At 40.7% G+C, this 17,363-nt stretch carries 16 protein-coding genes; 11 read left to right on the top strand and 5 right to left on the bottom strand.

From position 1 onward, the window contains the following. The first annotated feature begins 47 nt into the window (after positions 1-47). Both QZT69_RS09575 and QZT69_RS09570 read left to right on the top strand, forming a co-directional pair. Positions 48-617: an RNA polymerase sigma factor gene (locus QZT69_RS09575; RefSeq protein WP_294673478.1), complete on the top strand. Its 570-nt coding sequence runs from the start codon at positions 48-50 to the stop codon at positions 615-617. Beyond that, entirely contained in the window at positions 614-1,894 is a 1,281-nt protein-coding gene (locus tag QZT69_RS09570; protein WP_294673476.1) for a hypothetical protein, read from the top strand. The genes QZT69_RS09575 and QZT69_RS09570 overlap by 4 nt, the downstream gene beginning before the upstream one ends. 13 nt (positions 1,895-1,907) lie before the next feature. Here QZT69_RS09570 and QZT69_RS09565 read toward each other — a convergent pair whose 3' ends face one another. Then, positions 1,908-2,843, bottom strand: coding sequence for a GSCFA domain-containing protein (locus QZT69_RS09565; protein WP_294673474.1), 936 nt, complete (start codon positions 2,841-2,843; stop codon positions 1,908-1,910). Positions 2,844-2,970: 127 nt separating this feature from the next. On the opposite strand from QZT69_RS09565, the gene QZT69_RS09560 reads away from it, so the two are divergent. Continuing rightward, positions 2,971-3,252 (top strand): hypothetical protein, encoded by a 282-nt coding sequence (locus tag QZT69_RS09560; RefSeq protein WP_294673472.1) that lies wholly within the window; start codon positions 2,971-2,973, stop codon positions 3,250-3,252. Here the strand turns inward: QZT69_RS09560 and QZT69_RS09555 are convergent. Then, positions 3,249-4,535 (bottom strand): polysaccharide deacetylase family protein, encoded by a 1,287-nt coding sequence (locus tag QZT69_RS09555; RefSeq protein WP_294673470.1) that lies wholly within the window; start codon positions 4,533-4,535, stop codon positions 3,249-3,251. The genes QZT69_RS09560 and QZT69_RS09555 overlap by 4 nt on opposite strands. 4 nt (positions 4,536-4,539) lie before the next feature. Continuing rightward, complete coding sequence (radC, locus tag QZT69_RS09550; RefSeq protein WP_294673468.1) at positions 4,540-5,232, bottom strand: DNA repair protein RadC; 693 nt, start codon at positions 5,230-5,232, stop codon at positions 4,540-4,542. A 140-nt stretch (positions 5,233-5,372) separates the two neighbouring features. Here radC and QZT69_RS09545 point away from each other — a divergent pair, with 140 nt between their 5' ends. The 7 genes from QZT69_RS09545 to rluF all read left to right on the top strand — a co-directional run bounded on the left by QZT69_RS09545 (position 5,373) and on the right by rluF (position 12,516). Further along, positions 5,373-6,386: a metal-dependent hydrolase gene (locus tag QZT69_RS09545; RefSeq protein ID WP_294673466.1), complete on the top strand. Its 1,014-nt coding sequence runs from the start codon at positions 5,373-5,375 to the stop codon at positions 6,384-6,386. A gap of 46 nt (positions 6,387-6,432) precedes the next feature. After that, a complete protein-coding gene (locus QZT69_RS09540; RefSeq protein ID WP_294673464.1) occupies positions 6,433-7,278 on the top strand; it encodes an SDR family oxidoreductase in 846 nt (281 codons plus the stop codon). Between the two features lie 15 nt (positions 7,279-7,293). Then, complete coding sequence (locus QZT69_RS09535) at positions 7,294-7,842, top strand: low affinity iron permease family protein (protein ID WP_294673462.1); 549 nt, start codon at positions 7,294-7,296, stop codon at positions 7,840-7,842. Between the two features lie 239 nt (positions 7,843-8,081). Continuing rightward, positions 8,082-9,581, top strand: coding sequence for a T9SS type A sorting domain-containing protein (locus QZT69_RS09530; protein WP_294673460.1), 1,500 nt, complete (start codon positions 8,082-8,084; stop codon positions 9,579-9,581). 160 nt (positions 9,582-9,741) lie between these two features. Beyond that, positions 9,742-10,902 carry a glycoside hydrolase family 3 N-terminal domain-containing protein gene (locus QZT69_RS09525; protein ID WP_294673458.1) on the top strand — a complete coding sequence of 387 codons (1,161 nt, stop codon included), beginning with the start codon at positions 9,742-9,744 and terminating at the stop codon, positions 10,900-10,902. 108 nt (positions 10,903-11,010) lie between these two features. Beyond that, positions 11,011-11,574: a hypothetical protein gene (locus tag QZT69_RS09520; protein ID WP_294673455.1), complete on the top strand. Its 564-nt coding sequence runs from the start codon at positions 11,011-11,013 to the stop codon at positions 11,572-11,574. 60 nt (positions 11,575-11,634) lie between these two features. Continuing rightward, complete coding sequence (gene rluF / locus QZT69_RS09515; RefSeq protein WP_294673453.1) at positions 11,635-12,516, top strand: 23S rRNA pseudouridine(2604) synthase RluF; 882 nt, start codon at positions 11,635-11,637, stop codon at positions 12,514-12,516. A 215-nt stretch (positions 12,517-12,731) separates the two neighbouring features. On the opposite strand, the gene QZT69_RS09510 is transcribed toward rluF, so the two are convergent. Next, complete coding sequence (locus QZT69_RS09510) at positions 12,732-14,513, bottom strand: M61 family metallopeptidase (RefSeq protein WP_294673451.1); 1,782 nt, start codon at positions 14,511-14,513, stop codon at positions 12,732-12,734. A gap of 124 nt (positions 14,514-14,637) precedes the next feature. Here QZT69_RS09510 and QZT69_RS09505 point away from each other — a divergent pair, with 124 nt between their 5' ends. Beyond that, on the top strand, positions 14,638-16,518 hold the full coding sequence (locus QZT69_RS09505; protein ID WP_294673449.1) for a SpoIIE family protein phosphatase: 1,881 nt from the start codon (positions 14,638-14,640) through the stop codon (positions 16,516-16,518). 138 nt (positions 16,519-16,656) lie between these two features. Here the strand turns inward: QZT69_RS09505 and QZT69_RS09500 are convergent, their stop codons facing one another. Then, on the bottom strand, positions 16,657-17,343 hold the full coding sequence (locus QZT69_RS09500; RefSeq protein WP_294673447.1) for a transglutaminase family protein: 687 nt from the start codon (positions 17,341-17,343) through the stop codon (positions 16,657-16,659). Positions 17,344-17,363 lie beyond the last annotated feature (20 nt).

Genomic DNA, 17,363 nt, shown 5'->3' with positions numbered 1-17,363 from the left:
ATTGGAAGGCAACCATGCAATCCATCCTTCGTTATTGAGTTGATACAGTGAAGCAGAATTGGGAATTAGAAGATATAATTGAAGGCTGTAAGTCATCCGACAGGAGGGCTCAGGAACAATTATTTAAGAGGTTTTACGGGAAAATGCTGGTGGTTTGTCAACGGTATATTCGCGATAAAGACTCGGCCCAGGAAGTTTTACAAGAAGGTTTTATAAAGGTCTTTGAACATATTAAAGGTTACGACAAGAAAGGGTCCTTTGAAGGCTGGATGAGAAGAATCATAGTGAACTGTGCCATTGATTCGATCCGAAAGTCTAAAAAAGACTGGATGCTGAGCGATAACGACAATGATTTCAAATACATTCCCGAAGAAGATGAATTCGGGGAAGATTGGGAGATCACCACGTTAAAGGCAGAATTAGCAATGGAAGCCATCAACAAGCTTTCACCGGCCTACAAAGCAGTATTCAACTTGTATGTGATGGAAGAATTTACGCACAAAGAAATTGCGGAAATATTGGAAATCAGTGAAGGAACGTCGAAGTCGAACCTGGCAAAAGCCAAAATGAACCTTCAGAATTATTTGAAACAGAAATTTACAAAAATCGCTCAATGAAAAACATTGAACAGATATTAAAAGAGTCACTCGAGAACCATGAATTGCCTTACAATGAGGCAGCGTGGGAATCCTTGTCTAAGCGTTTAGACGGCTCTACTCCTTCTCCATTCTATCGTAAATGGTGGGTTGCAGCTTCAATTGGTACTGTACTGGTTGGTTCTGCCCTGTTTTTCACCTTGAATTCCCAATCGGAATCAACCGAAAAGACCAAGGAAACCACTCCGGTAGTTAGTCAAAATACGACCACTCCTCAAACAGGTTCATCCAATGAAGACCGTTTGAACACAACAAATAATCCCAACCCTCAGACAAACACTCCACAGGCTGAAAAACAAGCGGAAGCCGTTACTCAGTCAACACCAATTGAACACACCAATTATCAGAATTCTGAAGTAAATCACATTACTCAAAGTTCAAAAGAGGTCTCTTCTCAGAAGAATGCTTCCAACCAAAGCATCCCATACGTAGTAAAAACTCCGACAGAAGAAAACAATAACAATCCGAAAGTCACATACCTGCCTGTTCACTTAGAACAAACAAACTTGTGTATCGGTGATGAGATAGAGATTACGAATCCGAATGAAACATTGACAATTTCGGTCATTCAGAACAACAGAACACAATTGATCAAAGGAGGTTCAAAAAGAACTTTCACTGCCACTTCAGAAGGTGGAATTGAGGTTGTATCCGGGAAAAATTCCCAAACAATCACGGTTAACAAACCAAATAATAAGCTTTACATCAGCGCAGATCAGACTATCCTTTACAACAATGGTGTGCCTTCTGTAGAATTCGCTATTTCCGGGGCAGAGAATCCGGTTCAGTGGAGCGTTGAAAAATACCACAGTGAAATTCAGGACGAAAACCTGATCGTTCATCCTTATACCGGAAAAGAAATTACCGTAAAAGCAACTTCCAAAGATTTGAACGGCTGTACGGTTTCGGAAACCAAAACAATCTCCATTAAGGAAGAATACAACTTACAGGCAGCCAACTCATTCAATATCAACTCCAGCGATTCGCGCAACAACCGGTTTATGCCATACGCATTGACTGAGCGAAATACAGCGTTTGAATTAACAATCCTGGATGCGAAATCAGGGCGTGTACTTTACAAAACAAACGACGCCTCTAATGGTTGGGATGGTACAGATATGCAGACTGGTTCATTAGCCCAGGTAAACTCGACATACATTTGGAGAGTAATGATGAAAAATCCACTTCCGGGTGAACCGAAAGTATATAACGGAACAATAGTATTACTGAATAACTAAAATAAAGATAGTTCTACCAGGCTACTACTGGATTTTGGGAAAGGAAACTTTCCCTTTTTTGTTTCACTAAATTGCAGTACTCCTCTGCTTTCTTAGATTCCGGGTACAACAAACGGTGCTCTTCCATCTTGCGAAGTTTCATCACTTCGTCTATTAGCTCAAGTGTTTGAATCGAGAAAAGTTCCTCTTTGAGAAAATCCCAAACGAATGCTGTTGCAGGTTCTGAAGGATGAACACCATCCGTTTCAAAATACCGGTAATCTCTCAATACATCATTGATTAATTCAAAGGCCGGGAAATAATTTACTGAGTTACGCTTTAACAGAGAAACCAAGCGGAATAACTCTGATTTAGACAATGAGTTCTCCATCAGTCCATCACGGATATAGCGCACAGGGCTTACAGTAAAAACAATTTGAATTTCCGGATTTACCTTTCGTATTTCTTTTAGAGCCAAATCCCATTCAGCAGTCATTTCTTCTGCCGGAGTTAGTTCCTTATCGAACAAAGTTTGCGGTTGTTGGTGGCAGTTCGCAGTCAATTTTCCGGATTCTTTCAACCGATAACCGTGAGCTGAACCGAGTGTCACTATCAACAATTTAGCTTCTTCCAAGGAAGTTCTCAAAACCTGCAGCTGGTCCTTCATCAATTCCTCCAATCCTGCCGAACTCATGGAGTAAAGCGAACTGCTCGCATCATAGCTTACAAACACATCTTCTTTTTGAACAAACTCACCAGGTTCTGCTTTTCCGAAAGCCAATAAGATTTGCTTCGCCAAAGGAACCGGATGAAAAATAACGCCCAACGGATTATCCAGCACCCGGAAACCAGCTCTTTTAAACCAGTAGGTCATATTGGTAGAAAAACAGGAACCCAATTGCACAATGGAATCTCCGTGCCGGATTTTCGGGAAATCTTTTTGGATTAAACTGGTTGTGGAAATGAGCATACTATTGAGTTAACCAATCAAGTCGCTAATTATAATTTTGTCAACTTATTAATGACAAATGTATTCTTTAAGTTGTCAAATCGCAACAAATACCTGTTTTTCGAAATAGAATATGCACATTAGACACATGGAAAAGCAAGAAATTATAGAATTAATTGAAGCTGATATTTTGAACATGAAACTAATTAGCGGACTAAATGATTTAAGTATAGATTTGAGTCATTATTCATTGAACATTGAAGCACTAATTTTCAAAAATATAGGCATCAAAAAACATCTCCGTACTGAAGAACTTTACAAAAGGTATTTTGAACTTTTAAAACAAGGAAAAACCATTCATCCGACCAATAAAGCAGACATTCGAAAATTAGCTTTAAAGATCTATCGTTTTTTACTAAATCAAATCTAAACTCTCAATTCATCTAACGTATAATCAAACACTTTTCTCCATCCTTTCCACTTCCCGGCTTCAGCCAATGTTTCGTTGTGCCAGATAAAACAGAAAGTTCCACCGTACTTTTTCACCTCATCAATTGATTGCTTTACAGCTTCTAAACTTTGGTCAATAGTCAGCTTCTTATATTCCAGCAGCGTTCCGTCCATATACGCAAAAGGTACTATTCGGTATTCGGGGTAATAGCGATTGGACAACAAATCAAAAAAAGCATGCTCATAGGCTGTTCCTGCCCTAAATCCGTAATCATCGGCATATCCCATGGTGAAGTCTTTTTCAAAACCCCGTTCGATCATTCGAAGATAAGTTCCCGGCAGATTTAACTTCAAAAAATGCTGCCTGGATTCCAAAACCGGTTTTGAAGTAATTTTCTCCAATCGGAGCACTTCCTGGTTCAATTTTTCATCCGAATGGTTACTTGCATAACTTGGATGCAGACCTACGTTTCCCTGTTCACTCAATTGGAAGATCAGCTCCTGGTGCTGCGGATGATTCCAGGCAATATTGGTATCGTATTTAGCGTAATTTCCCAACTGCCAAAAAACACGCGTTTCCGGGTAGTTTTGAAAAACAGAACGAATGGTTTCAAAAGAATCAAAGGGATCAGCCAATTCTCCTTTTTGCACCAGTTTCCGGGTTCTCAAACGCTCCTTGTTATTCTGCAGCGTATCTTTTCCGTTAGACAGCCAGGAGCGCCAGCCTTCTTTCCATTTATAGGCAAAAGTATTGTCAATATCAAACGAAGGAATAACGCGGACGTGTTTTTGTAATTCCAGTTTTTCCAGGAGTTCCGGAGCGTATGTCTTTAGAAAAACTTCGATCCAGTGCTCCACAATTTGAAGATGGAGCCAGCCCAGCTTGCTTTGAATGCTTTCCTTCGCAGTAAAACGCCCATGATCATCCGGAAACGATGAATGGTATTCTTCATACCTGGAAAGTACATAGAATATAGCTGCCAGGGGATCAACAACCGAATCCAATTTCAGGCATTCTACCCCATTCCAACTTCCTTTTTCAGTCAGAACAGATACCCGGAAAGTTTCTTCAAACAATAAACTTGCAGGAGTTAAAACCGGGGAATGGTCAAATTCGAAACGAGAATAAGAAAGTTTGGTTCCTTTGAACGAATCAAAAACATGTTTGTCATTTGTAAGCTGATATTCCAACCCGTGTTCCTTGAATACAAAATCCAGGGTATAAATTAATCTTATGGAGATTTCATCAACGTAAAACAACATTTTTTTAGAGCAATTCTTGATCTGAAAAGCTAAAATAGCCATTATCCGCGATAATGAGGTGATCCAAAACAGGCATTTCGATCAGCTCCCCGAATTGCTGGATCTTTTTGGTGAGTTTTCGGTCCGCTTCACTGGGTTTGAGATTTCTACTGGGATGATTGTGAGAAAGTATAATTGCCGATGCCCCCATATCAATTCCGTACTTAAAAATGATTTTGGAATCCACATAAGTTCCTGAAACACCACCAATGGATAATTGTTTTACCTGTATAAGTTCATTAGCACGATTCAAATACATCACAAAGAACTCTTCATGGCTCAAATCAGTAAAATAAGGCTTCAACTCTTCAAAAGCGCGCTCAGAACTGGTTATTTTTCGACGTTTTTGAACCTTGGTCCCTTTCCTTCTTCTACCAAGTTCTAAAGCTGCTAAAATAGAAATAGCTTTTGACTGACCAATGCCTTTGACCTCACAAAGCTGAGAAAGTCTCAACTTACCGAATTCGTAAAGATCTCCTTTAGCTAATAAAAGGACTTCCCTACCCAAATCAACTGCAGATTTATTTCCTGATCCTGTTCCAATCAGGATTGCCAACAGCTCGGCGTCTGAAAGTGAATTTCTTCCTTTAAGGATCATTTTTTCACGTGGCCTGTCTTCTTCTGACCAGTGGGGAATAGTTGTTTTTTGCACTTGCATAGTTTTCTATTTTCCATGAAGTTACAAAAATAGTTTTGGGAAAAGAATTCATTATTCCAGTTTTTTAAACAATTTTATCCACTTTTTTAATCAGGATAGATAAACGCTGCTTTTCTAAGAATAACTCTTACTTTTAGAACATGGATTCGTTGACTCAAATCGTATTAGGGGCGGCAGTTGGAGAAGCTGTTGCAGGAAGAAAAATGGGCGGAAGAGCTGCGCTTTGGGGAGCAATCGGAGGAACAATCCCTGATCTGGATGTGTTTTTGCATTTCTTTTATGATCCATTGGATGCCGCATTGGTTCACCGCGGATTTTCCCACTCACTGCTGTTTGCAATTCTTGGCGGAGTTGTTTTAACTGCAATCTCTATGAAGCTCAGTAAGAAAAACTACGACCTCAGAACTTGGTTTCTGTTATGGTTCCTTTCCATCGTTACACATCCGCTTTTGGATATTTTCACTAATTATGGAACGCAGTTTTTCTGGCCCTTCGATTGGCGCCTGACTTTCAATTCTGTTTTTGTAATTGATCCGCTTTACACGGTTCCGTTTATGGTTTTACTAATCGGTGCTTTGTTAATGAAACGGGGATCAAAAAGAAGAAGAATCTGGAACTGGACAGGGATTATCTATTCGTCTTTATACTTACTATGGGGAGTTTGCATTAAATTGTTTGTTTACAGCAATACGGATTCCTATTTTAAACAGGCAGGCATTACCCCCAAAAGAGCAATGGTAACTCCTATGCCATTAACTTCTTTTTACTGGGATTTGATCGCAGAGGACGATTCGAATTATTACATCGGCTACAAATCGCTCTTTGCCCCTTTCGATCCCGGGCAGATTGAAATTCATCCGAAGAATCATCACTTATTGAAACAGGTCAATTGGCAGGGAAACTCCCGCATAGCAGAAATCGAACATATCACCAACGGATTTTATGCTGTGGAACGAAGAAAAGACAGTTTAATCATACACGATCTGCGCTTCGGAACCACAACAACTATTAGTAATGGAACAATCACTACCCCCATAATGGGATACGGTTTCAAATTGAAGGATCGTAAACCTGAAAAATTATTTACAAACCGCACGCGCGATTTCAGTAAAATAAACTTTAGCGTTTATTGGGATAAAGTTTTTGGAAAATAAACCCGCTTCCAGTAATTTTTAGAATAGAACAGTAAAACTTCTATTCATGAAATCGAAAAATTTCAAAACACAAAAACAGAAAAAGCCGGGTTCCGAGTCAAAAATGACCCCGAAACCGGAATACATCAGCAAAAAATACAAAGCGAGCGGAAAGCTTATTAATAAAGTAGCCCTCATAACCGGTGGTGATAGCGGAATCGGGAGAAGTGTGGCCGTACATTATGCTCATGAGGGTGCTGATGTAGCAATTGTTTACCTGTCAGAAAGCAAAGACGCACAGGAAACCAAAAAACTGGTGGAAGCGCAAAACCGGAAATGCCTGCTGATCAAAGGTGATCTTACGGATGAAAAATTCTGTAAGAAATGCGTGAAGGAAGTTTTAAAGGAATTCAAAAAACTGAATATCCTGGTGAATAATGCCGGAACACATTTCAACGCGGATACTCCGACAGAAATTACTTCGGAAAACCTGAAAAAGACTTTTGAAACGAACATATACCCGCTGTTTCATTTAACAAATGAAGCTATTCCACATCTTTCCAAGGGAGATTGTATCATTAACACATCTTCTGTTACGGCATATCGTGGTAGCGATCATTTGCTGGACTACTCCAGCACGAAAGGGGCCATTTCTACTTTCACCAAATCGCTGTCTGCCATGCTTGCAAAAAAAGGGATCCGTGTGAATGGAGTCGCCCCCGGCCCGATTTGGACACCTTTGATTGTCTCAAGTTTTGATAAACTGGAAAAATTCGGGAAAGATACACCAATGGGACGGGCAGGACAACCCTCAGAAGTTGGTCCGGCTTATGTTTTCCTGGCTTCTTCTGACAGTAGTTATATTACCGGGCAGTTCATTCATGTAAATGGCGGCGAAATAGTTGGAAACTAATTTAAAACTAGTAGTATGGTACGTAAGAAATCTAAAAAACAATTCTTTGAGAACTTTGCTTCAAAAGCATCAAAAGCTGTTGGAAGTCCGTATGCATTTGTTACTGCACTTTCACTCGTCATTGTTTGGGCAATCTGCGGTCCGTTTTTCGACTTCTCTGAGACCTGGCAGCTGGTAATCAATACAGGCACCACTATTATTACCTTCCTGATGGTTTTCCTTATCCAAAAATCGCAGAATAAGGATTCACTTGCCATTCAGCTCAAATTGAATGAACTGGTGGCTTCCAGTGAAAAATCCAGTAACCGCCTGGTCGACATTGAAAGCATGACCGAAGAAGAAATGATGATCGTTCAAAAATACTATCAGAAGCTAAGTGAATTGTCCGACAAACATGAACCGCTTCAAACTTCTCATTCTATTGAAGAAGCAAATGAGACCCACAAGGAAAAATATACCTCAGTGTCAAAAAAGACAACTCCCAAAAAACAAACAGCCAGCAAATCTTCTACGCGAAATTCAGCTCCAAAAACGAGCGGACGCGGAAATACGAAACCCAAATAAATTAATTCCTGTTCTTTGTTGTATCAAAGAACGGCTTTCAGGTATAAGTCGGTTAAAGACGCAGCAGCAGCAAATTCAAAAGTATTTAGGGCTTTTCCATAACAGGCCAATCAAGTGTTTGAAATAGCTTTGCATAACACCCCATTTAAATTTGTTATGCAAACGCTAGCTTATCTCTTTACATGTAATACACCACTATCAAAGCTGGATCTATTCATAAACTTAAAAACAAACACATTATGAAAAGGCTTACTTTTTCGATGCTTTTAATTGCATCCTCATTATCCTTTGGCCAGAATCACACTCCAGTTGCTGTTACAGGATACAACTCTGATGTTATTGCAGAAACAATTCCTGCAATATCAACCACAGACTCAACCCTGGATAATATTAACAATGTCCTTTACAGTCAAAGTTATGACTTATCAGGAAATGGCACAGGTTTGCCGGATAACGGATTGATCACTTCGGGAAGCAGCAGCTACCAATTAAATCCGTATACAGCTGAAAACTGCATATTACTTCGTACCGGTCAATCCGATTCGCTTGTATTAACCACCCCGGCATCGTATTCCTCCTTGAGTTTACTAGGATTATCAACAGAAATCGATGGAACTATCTTATTGGTGATCAAATTTACGGATGGAACGGCAGCAGTTATACCAAATAACAACCTTCCCGATTGGTACAACGGCACGGGAGCAGTTCTTAGCGGATTTGACAGAACATACCGACCGGATGACTTCATGGATTTCAATACATCTGCACCTCATTTATACCGGATGGATGTAAACCTATCCTGCACAGACCAGGCTAAGCTCATTCAATCGATTATGATCATCAACACAACTCCTGATCCAACAATGAAAACTGCCATTTTTGCCGTGTCAGGAGCTCCGGTTGTAAGTTTAAGCAGTATTGTGAGTTTCCAGAATTTGACCTGTAATAGCAGCAATGATGGTTCAATTCAGATCACTCCTTCCGGGTTAACTCCCTTAAGTTTCTCCTGGAACACAACTCCTGTTACAACTACACAAAACCTGAATTCAGTTGAGGCAGGAAATTACACCTGTACCATTACCGATGCCACCGGATGTACTGCTCTGCTAAACCAGGTGCTTACAGAACCGGCAGCGATCTCGTCAAGTCAAACTGCTACCATCTGCAATGGAGAAAGCTTTACAGTTGGTTCATTCACGCATACAACTCCCGGAACTTTCAATGACACACTAACTGCTTCTATGGGATGTGACAGTGTTGTTACAACAGTTCTCTCGGTATCAAGCATCACCAACAACGTAACTATTTCCGGGCAGCTGTTAAGCACATCAGCGAGCGGGGGCCAATATCAATGGCTGGACTGTAACGCCGGAAATGCTGTCATTCCGGGAGCAACAGGACAAATTTTCGCACCAACTGCCGATGGTTCTTATGCAGTAGCTGTTACCATGAATAACTGCACGGACACTTCATCCTGCATTGCTTATTCTACCTTGGGGTTAACGGAAACTGAGAATGCAATTATTTCAGCCGCTCCTAATCCCGTAACAGATGTTTTGACTATCCGTACAGAAGAATCTATTCGTTCGATTGATGTGATTGATGTCTACGGTAAAAAACAACTGGTTTCCCTTTCGGACAAACAACTATACATGAGCACTTTACCTGCCGGAATTTACTTCTTAACTATTGGGACGGATTCGGGCAAAGGTCATGTATTGCGTGTCATAAAACAATAGTAAATTAAGAGATCTTAATTGCCGGTTCATACTTTTGGATCGGCAATTTTGTTTTTGTATACATCATAATTCACCTGTTAATTGTTTATAAGTGGCTCTTCAAAAAGCAAACAAAAGGAACTTTCGACTTACATTTGCAGGAACTATGATAAAAGTAGAAATGAAACATTGGATTACGATTTGCGCTTGTTCGGTATTATTACTTCAGGCTTGTGGACAAAACACAGAAGGAACAAAAACTGAAACTCCGAAAGAAGAACGTAAAGTTCCTCAACTGCCTCCAATCAAGCACACATTCAAGCTCGCAGATTATCTAAGCGAAAACAAAGACCTGGATACGGATGTAGAGGAACTTTTCAAAACTTTGGACGATACTGCTATCGTAGCTCAATTGATCATGCCGGCTGCAGGCAGACTTGGCAACACACCGAATTCGATTAAAGCATTGATTAACAAACGCGTAATTGGCGGAGTATTGATGCTGAACGGCACGAAAACCGAGTTCACTTCCTGGATCAAAGAATTCAATGAACTGAACACGAAAAACGGAAATCCGGGATTCCTATACAGTGCTGATGCCGAACCAAGTTTGTTCAACCGTAAGATTTCCGGTTCTTCCCCGGTTAAAAAAGCAAATGAAATAACCTCTCTCGCTGAAGTAAACCAATGCGCAGATACCATTGCCGCTACTTTAAAAGCTATCGGGATCAATTACAATTTTGCACCGGTTGTGGATTTGGCAAAAAATGGAACTGTGGGTTACAGAGGTTTTGCCAAAGTAGAAGCAAACAATGTTCCCTGGTCAAATGCATTTATTGCTCGCATGCAGGAAAACGGGATTATTGCTACAGCCAAACATTTCCCGGGACACGGACTTGTTTCAGGTGATACACACAAAGCCCTTCAGGCAATTGACGGAGAATTGAAAGAAGTAAAAACATATCCGGAATTGATTGAAAAAGGAGTACTGAGCGTTATGATCGGCCACCTGGCAGTTGTAAATAACCCGAAATACAATACCAACGGACTTCCTGCTACCTGCTCGAAAGTAATCGTTACCGATCTGCTACGCAAAGAACTTGGATTCAAAGGATTGGTTGTCACCGATGCTATGAATATGGGTGGAGTAACTGCTGTAAAAGGAAACAGCGTAAAAGCCATTGAAGCCGGAGTAGATATTTTACTGATGCCTTTGGACTGCATGAGATCGCACGGTGAAATCCTTGCAAAATACCGCTCGGATGCTGCATTTAAAGCAACTGTAGATGCAGCGGCAAAACGCGTGTTGCGCATGAAATTGTGCGCAGGAGCTATTAAATAAGAAGAGATTCAATCACTGAAGCCGTCTGTCTGATAAAGATTGACGGCTTTTTTGTGCTCAACCAAATTTTGGCATTACTTTTACAGTGCTACCGGAAAATTAAAACTTATGAAAGCTATCATTACACTTCTTGCAATCACGTGCTATTCCTTCATACACGGACAGATCATGCACCAAACTGTTCGTGAGGACAAAACACACGAATATTGGTTCTCTCTGGACCAGTACCAAAAACCCATGAATTATGCGATCGAAATTGCACATTTGGGAGGTAATATCAATAAACTGAACGGAAAAATCAGCGGGAACAAGAAAAGCGGATTAGTTGTCATTTCAGATACAAAAGGAAAAAAATTGTTTGAAAAAGAACTGGGTCCGGATCTGGACTTTGAGTTCGCAACCGATCAAAAAGAGATCGTTATCGAATTTGCTGTTGACGGATTTGCGACCTATTCCAAAAAAGTAAGCGCGGAAACACTTTCTGTATTGGTTTTGAAACTTCAACCTCAACCACAAGATGAAGTATACCAAATCAATTCTAAAAAGGAATTATCTGAAACAGAACTAAACAGTATTATGGAATGTGTAAACAACTGTATGCAGCACAGTCTGAACAAGGAATTGAAATCCTGCGAAAACAAGGACCAATATACCATCAGTATCCAGATATAGCCCAGAATCGGATAGAATAAACTACCTTCGCACCCTTCTAGTTTGTTTCAATATAGAGTTATGCACGAATCGATCCGGTTAAACAAATTCATCAGTGACAGCGGCTACTGTTCCCGCAGGGAAGCCGACAAATACATTGAACAGGGATCTGTTTTCATTAACGGAGTTCGGGCAAAAGTAGGTACGCAGGTAGGTCCCGGAGACACTGTTGTTGTAAATGGACATACTGTTCAACGAAAAGTTCAGGAAGATGAATTGTACATCGCGCTGAACAAACCAAGAGGTATTACATCCACCACTGAAAAAGGTGTGGAAGACAACATCATCGATTACATTGGTCATCCAAGACGGATTTTCCCGATCGGCAGGCTCGACAAAGACTCGCAGGGACTTATTTTCCTGACCACAAACGGAGATATCGTAAACAAAATCCTCCGCGCGGGAAACCAGCACCAAAAGGAATACATTGTTACCGTTGACAAGCCAATTACAGGTGACTTTGTAGCACGCATGGCAGCCGGAGTTCCTATCCTGGGCGTGGTAACTAAAAAATGCGTTGTAGAACAGCTTTCATCCAACGTTTTCAAAATAATCCTGGTCCAGGGATTAAACCGCCAGATCCGCCGCATGTGCGAGTACTTCGGTTATAACGTGACGAAACTGGAACGAACGCGTATTATGAACATCGAACTAAAAGGACTTCCATTGGGTGAATGGCGCGAACTCACCGATGCTGAAATGAAAATCATGCATGACCTGCTGAAAGATTCTTCCGGAGAAGCAAACAACCCAAATCCTGCAAAGAAAAAAGCACCTGTTCAACAAAAAAAGAACAACAACGGACAAAAATCGCGTCCTTTTGGCAGTAAGCCAGGTGGAAACAGCGGGAAATCGGGCAATTTTAGAGGAAAGAAATCATCAAATTCGCGCGGAAAAAGATAAATCCTTTACCTTTTTTTGTTGCCCGCTGATCACGCAGATTACATGAGTTTTATATTCGATCTACAACTTCGGAATAGCTCTTCTATATGTTAACCGCAAAGAGTGGAAGAGCGCAAAGTTTAGTGTGAATATCTTAGCGATCTCTGCGTCCTTGCGGTTCAATCAAAAACGGGACAAACTTTCGAATGCCCCGTCTCTCCTATTTCAAGAAACTATTAATTCGTGGTTCTTAACCAATAATCCAATTTATTCTTTGCAGTTCCGTTCGGTTCCAATTTGAAAGATGGTCTTTCATAAAGGGTCATTTGAACGGTTAACTCCATCATTACCTCATCACGGGCAATCAATAAACTACAAGTCTCACCTTCACCCAAACTTCCTACATAACTTTCAACCGAACTATTGTCAACACGAATTCCGTCTGCTGCAATGATTTCATCGCCAACACTCAACCCGGCAGTTTCGGCAGCACTTCCGGCGCGTATTCCTTTTACGATACAATTCCCGCCTTCCTGTGATAAAGATGCCCCGAATGAAGTGGATGCTTTCCCAGTATAGGTCACGTCAACCCCAATCTTGCCAAATACTTCTTTGTAATTCGGAATTTCCGTTCCGTTGACATATTTATCAAAGAAATAGTCCATATCCTGGCCCAGGAATTTTTCCAAAGCATCCTGGAATTCAATTTCCGTAAATCCGCGGTTTTTTTTGAGGTAGAATTCTTCGTACAGGTACTGCATAAAATGATCCAGGCATTTTGCCCCGTTGAACTTATCAATGATCACTGCATCCAGGTAAGCAGCTAAAACAGCTCCACGTGAATAATAAGTCATCCCGGTATTCGCACTATTCTCATTTGGACGGTATCCTTTGATCCATGCGTCATAACTGGAATGAGCAACCGGCTGAACGCGGGATCCGACCGAACCTTCCACGTAGTTCAATGTTCCCTGCAGTTTTCTCAGGTATTCTTCTTTGGTATAGTATCCTGCTCTTACCAATAGTAATTCATCGTAATACGAAGTAAACCCTTCCATTACCCAAAGCAAGGAAGTGTAATTTTCTTCATCGTAGTTAAACGGCCCTAACTGGATCGGACGAATACGTTTTACATTCCACAAATGGAAATACTCATGCGCAACCAATGACAGAAAATCTTTGTAACCTCCTCCATATGTCCAGCGATTTACGCTTAAAACACATGAATTTGCATGTTCCAGTCCACCCTGTCCATTTACAACATTATGAATGATAAAAGTGTAATTCTTATTCGGGTTTTTACCGGCAAAAACTTCATTCTCAGCTTTAATAATGCGGGCCATATCCACTTTCAATTCATCCACATCGTAGTTTCCTGCCCCATAAACAGCTACCTTGTGTTTCGTGTCAGCAACCGTGAAATCAAATACTTCCTGGTTACCAATTTCAAAAGGTGAATCAACCAACACATCGTAATTGGGGAATTGGAAAGTTTCTGACCGTTCACCCGACTTTTGTTCAGAAGCTTTCTCCAGCGGCGTAGTAATCACTTTAAAATCTTTATATGGATAAACCGTTACGGTTCCCGGTTTGTCTTTGTGGCCATCCAAATAACAGAAAACTCCCGAACTGGAAACAAAGCCATGCGTCAAATCCAGGAAACTGGTTCTTACAGACAATTCAAAAGCATATACTTCGTACTGAACACGTACTTTCTTTGATTTTCCGGCAGTTACTTTCCAGGCATTTTTCGCAGTCTTACCTACTTTCAGCTCCGCTCCTTTTTCATCGTAAGCACGAACCAGGTTCACATTTTTGGAAAATTCCCTTACCAGGTAGGATCCTGGTGCCCAAACAGGCATTTTAACAGTTAAATCTCCCGCTTTAAACTCGGAAACTTCCATTTCAACTTCAAAATAATGATTCTGCGGCTTGGTCATTCGCAGCGCATATTGGATTTTCTGCGCATGGATGATTCCTGCAAGGCTGAGTGATATTGCTAGTAATGCTGATCTCATTGCTCGATTTTAATTTAGCCAAATATAGTTGTTTCAAAAGAAATTCATCATTTTCTAATCCTTGTTAACAGCAATTTGACATGCAATTTATATTGTAGCAAAAGGAAGAACTGAATTTTGCACCATGAAAAAATCGTTAGTGGTAGTCCTGGGAGGATTTGGCTTGGTGTTGTTGGTTTTCGCTTCGATGTCCTGGTACTTTAATCAGAAAATGCACGAAAAACAAGCCCTGCTCGTAAAACTGGATAATCTCTCTACCAAGATACAAGATCACAAAGATTGGATGGAACATTTAACCAATCAGCGGTTTTGGTACGACTCGATCGCCAGTAACGAACAGGAATACCGCCGGAAGAACAGCTTTACCCATGAATTGATCCACCAGGACCTGATGGATGTTTTTGCCAGCGATAAAAATATAGAAAAAGAGCTGCTGGTTACCTTAGATGATATTCTTCTGACAGAAGACCGTATTTTAAATGATATTGCAAAGATTGGGTTCAAGGAATTCGGTTATATCGGAAAAATGCGGGAAGTTATTCATGAGGTCGAGGAAAAATTCCCACAGTTTGATGAACAAATCCTAAGTCTGCGCAGGCATGAAAAGGATTACATCATGCGGAACGATGAAAACTATGCAGAATTGCTCCATCAAGAAATTGAGAGCTGGCAGGCTCGCGGAAATTGCCCGGTAGAGTTGTCCAAATACCTTCAATATTTTGATTCGGTAAAAAACCGCTTGCAACTTCTGTTTGTAGTCCCCAACAGGAATCACTATGCTAGCTGGTCATTAAGCATGTCCAGTATTCAATCCAATCTGCGCAGAATCAGGGGCGAATTTATCCGGGAGTCATATGCTTTGTCAAATGATTCACTAAAAATGCAGTACATCATTTCGGGAATCGCGTTTTTAGCATTAATCTTCGGAAGTGTTTACATTGTACGCAACATCACCATCCAGGTAAGCCGGCTTCAACGCAGTATGAACGAGTTTATTTCTTCCAATTACCAGGCATATGAAAGCATTTCACACCAGCTTCCAAAAAACGAAATCGGGCAGATCAGTATTCAGTTCCTGAAAATGGCTCGCAAGATCAAATGGGATGTGCATTTACTGGAAGACCGTGTTTTAAGACGAACAACCGCGCTTCACGAGAAAAACCTTCAATTGGAAAAACAGCATTCGGAGATGATGGACAGTCTGCGCTATGCTCAAAAACTACAGGAATCATTGCTAGTATCACGAAAACAGCTTGCCCTGCATTTCGAACAGGCACATATTCACTATACTCCGAAAAATCTGGTGGGAGGTGATTTCTACTGGATGAAAAGTTTTCGTGAAAATGGCTCCGAGAAAATCCTTTTCGCACTTGCTGACTGTACCGGACATGGCGTTCCCGGAGCGTTATTAAGCGTACTAGGAATGAACACCCTGGATGAATTGTTCGCCGATGGAATCCGCAAGCCAAACGAATTATTGGATGCTTTGCGCAGAACTATTCTAAGAAGAATCAGCTCAGATGAAGAACAACGTATGGACGGTATGGATATTGCCATTTTCTGCCTGGATAAACGCACACGGGAATTGTCCTTTTCAGGTGCTCAAATGCCGCTGTGGATCTTGCGTAACTCAGAAGTCATTGAACTCAACGGAGAACGTGTTCCGATAGGTTTTACCTATATGAATCACCTGGAATTCATGTCTCAGGGACTCATCCTCGAAGAGGACGACAAACTGATCGTTTTTACAGATGGAATGGTGGACCAGTTTGGTATGGAATCAAATAAAAAATTTGGAAAAAAACAGCTGCGTTATTTATTGTCCCGTTCTTCCAATCAAAACAGCAGTGTGCTGTACAACCGACTGATGAACCAATTTTCATTCTGGAAGGGAGAACGTGAACAAACAGATGATTGCACGTTTATGATTTTAGAACCCAAGTTTGTGCGTACGAGAAACCTGAAAGTTGAAGTTCCGATCTCAAATGAGAAAGCGGGTGTTTGATTGCCAAAATCAAACAGACTAATTAAATAGTTTAAAAATTAAGTTGCTGAAAAACAAATTCTTAACAGCAAATCTGTTCACAAATTTATGAAGACATGAATTTATAAATTCTAAAATTTGAAAATTCTCAACCGGGAATCAAATGGATACCAACTTCGAATCAAAATGAAACGAAAATGCCCTTGTGTCAACCGGATTTTCGAACAGATCCGGATAGTAGGCAGCCATTTCCCGGTGCATGAGTTCAAACGGAACATCTTCAAACTCACCATAAAAATGCAGGTATTCCATGAACTGCTGATTTTCCACAAAAGCCTGGAAAAGTGAATCTTCACTTCCGTCCCATTCCAGCAGCGGAACACCGCTTAGTTTGCAAATGCGCGGATCAAAAGCCGGAGTACATTTACTCCATTTGTCTTGAAGATAAACCTCAACATATCCATGAAACACAATTTCATCGCGTTTCAAATATGTTTTCAATTTTTCCACTCCTATGTGGTTCTTCACAATGCCAAATCCCAATCGAGCAGGAAAGCCAAAAGCGCGAAAACAGGTACAAGCCAGTAAAGATTTCTCTACACACCATGCGCGTTTTTTTGATGCAATCACACTCGCTTTCAGGAATTCCGGACGCAAATCCAGGTGATACGGGTCATATAAAAAGGAATCACGCACAATTTCATAAATAGATATTGCCTGTTTAACCCGTTCAGTATGAACAGGAATTGTTTGGATAAACTGTTGTACCTCCCGGCTTGAATAATCCATTTGTGGAGTTTCTGCCAGGTATTGCTCCCATTTTAACCCTGTATTTTGTGCGTTCATTCTGCGAAATTAACTAAATT

The sequence above is a fragment of the uncultured Fluviicola sp. genome, assembly GCF_902168135.1.
Taxonomy (GTDB): domain Bacteria; phylum Bacteroidota; class Bacteroidia; order Flavobacteriales_D; family Crocinitomicaceae; genus Fluviicola.
Note: the sequence above shows the minus strand (reverse complement) of the source record. Positions and strands in the feature narration are given on the sequence as shown.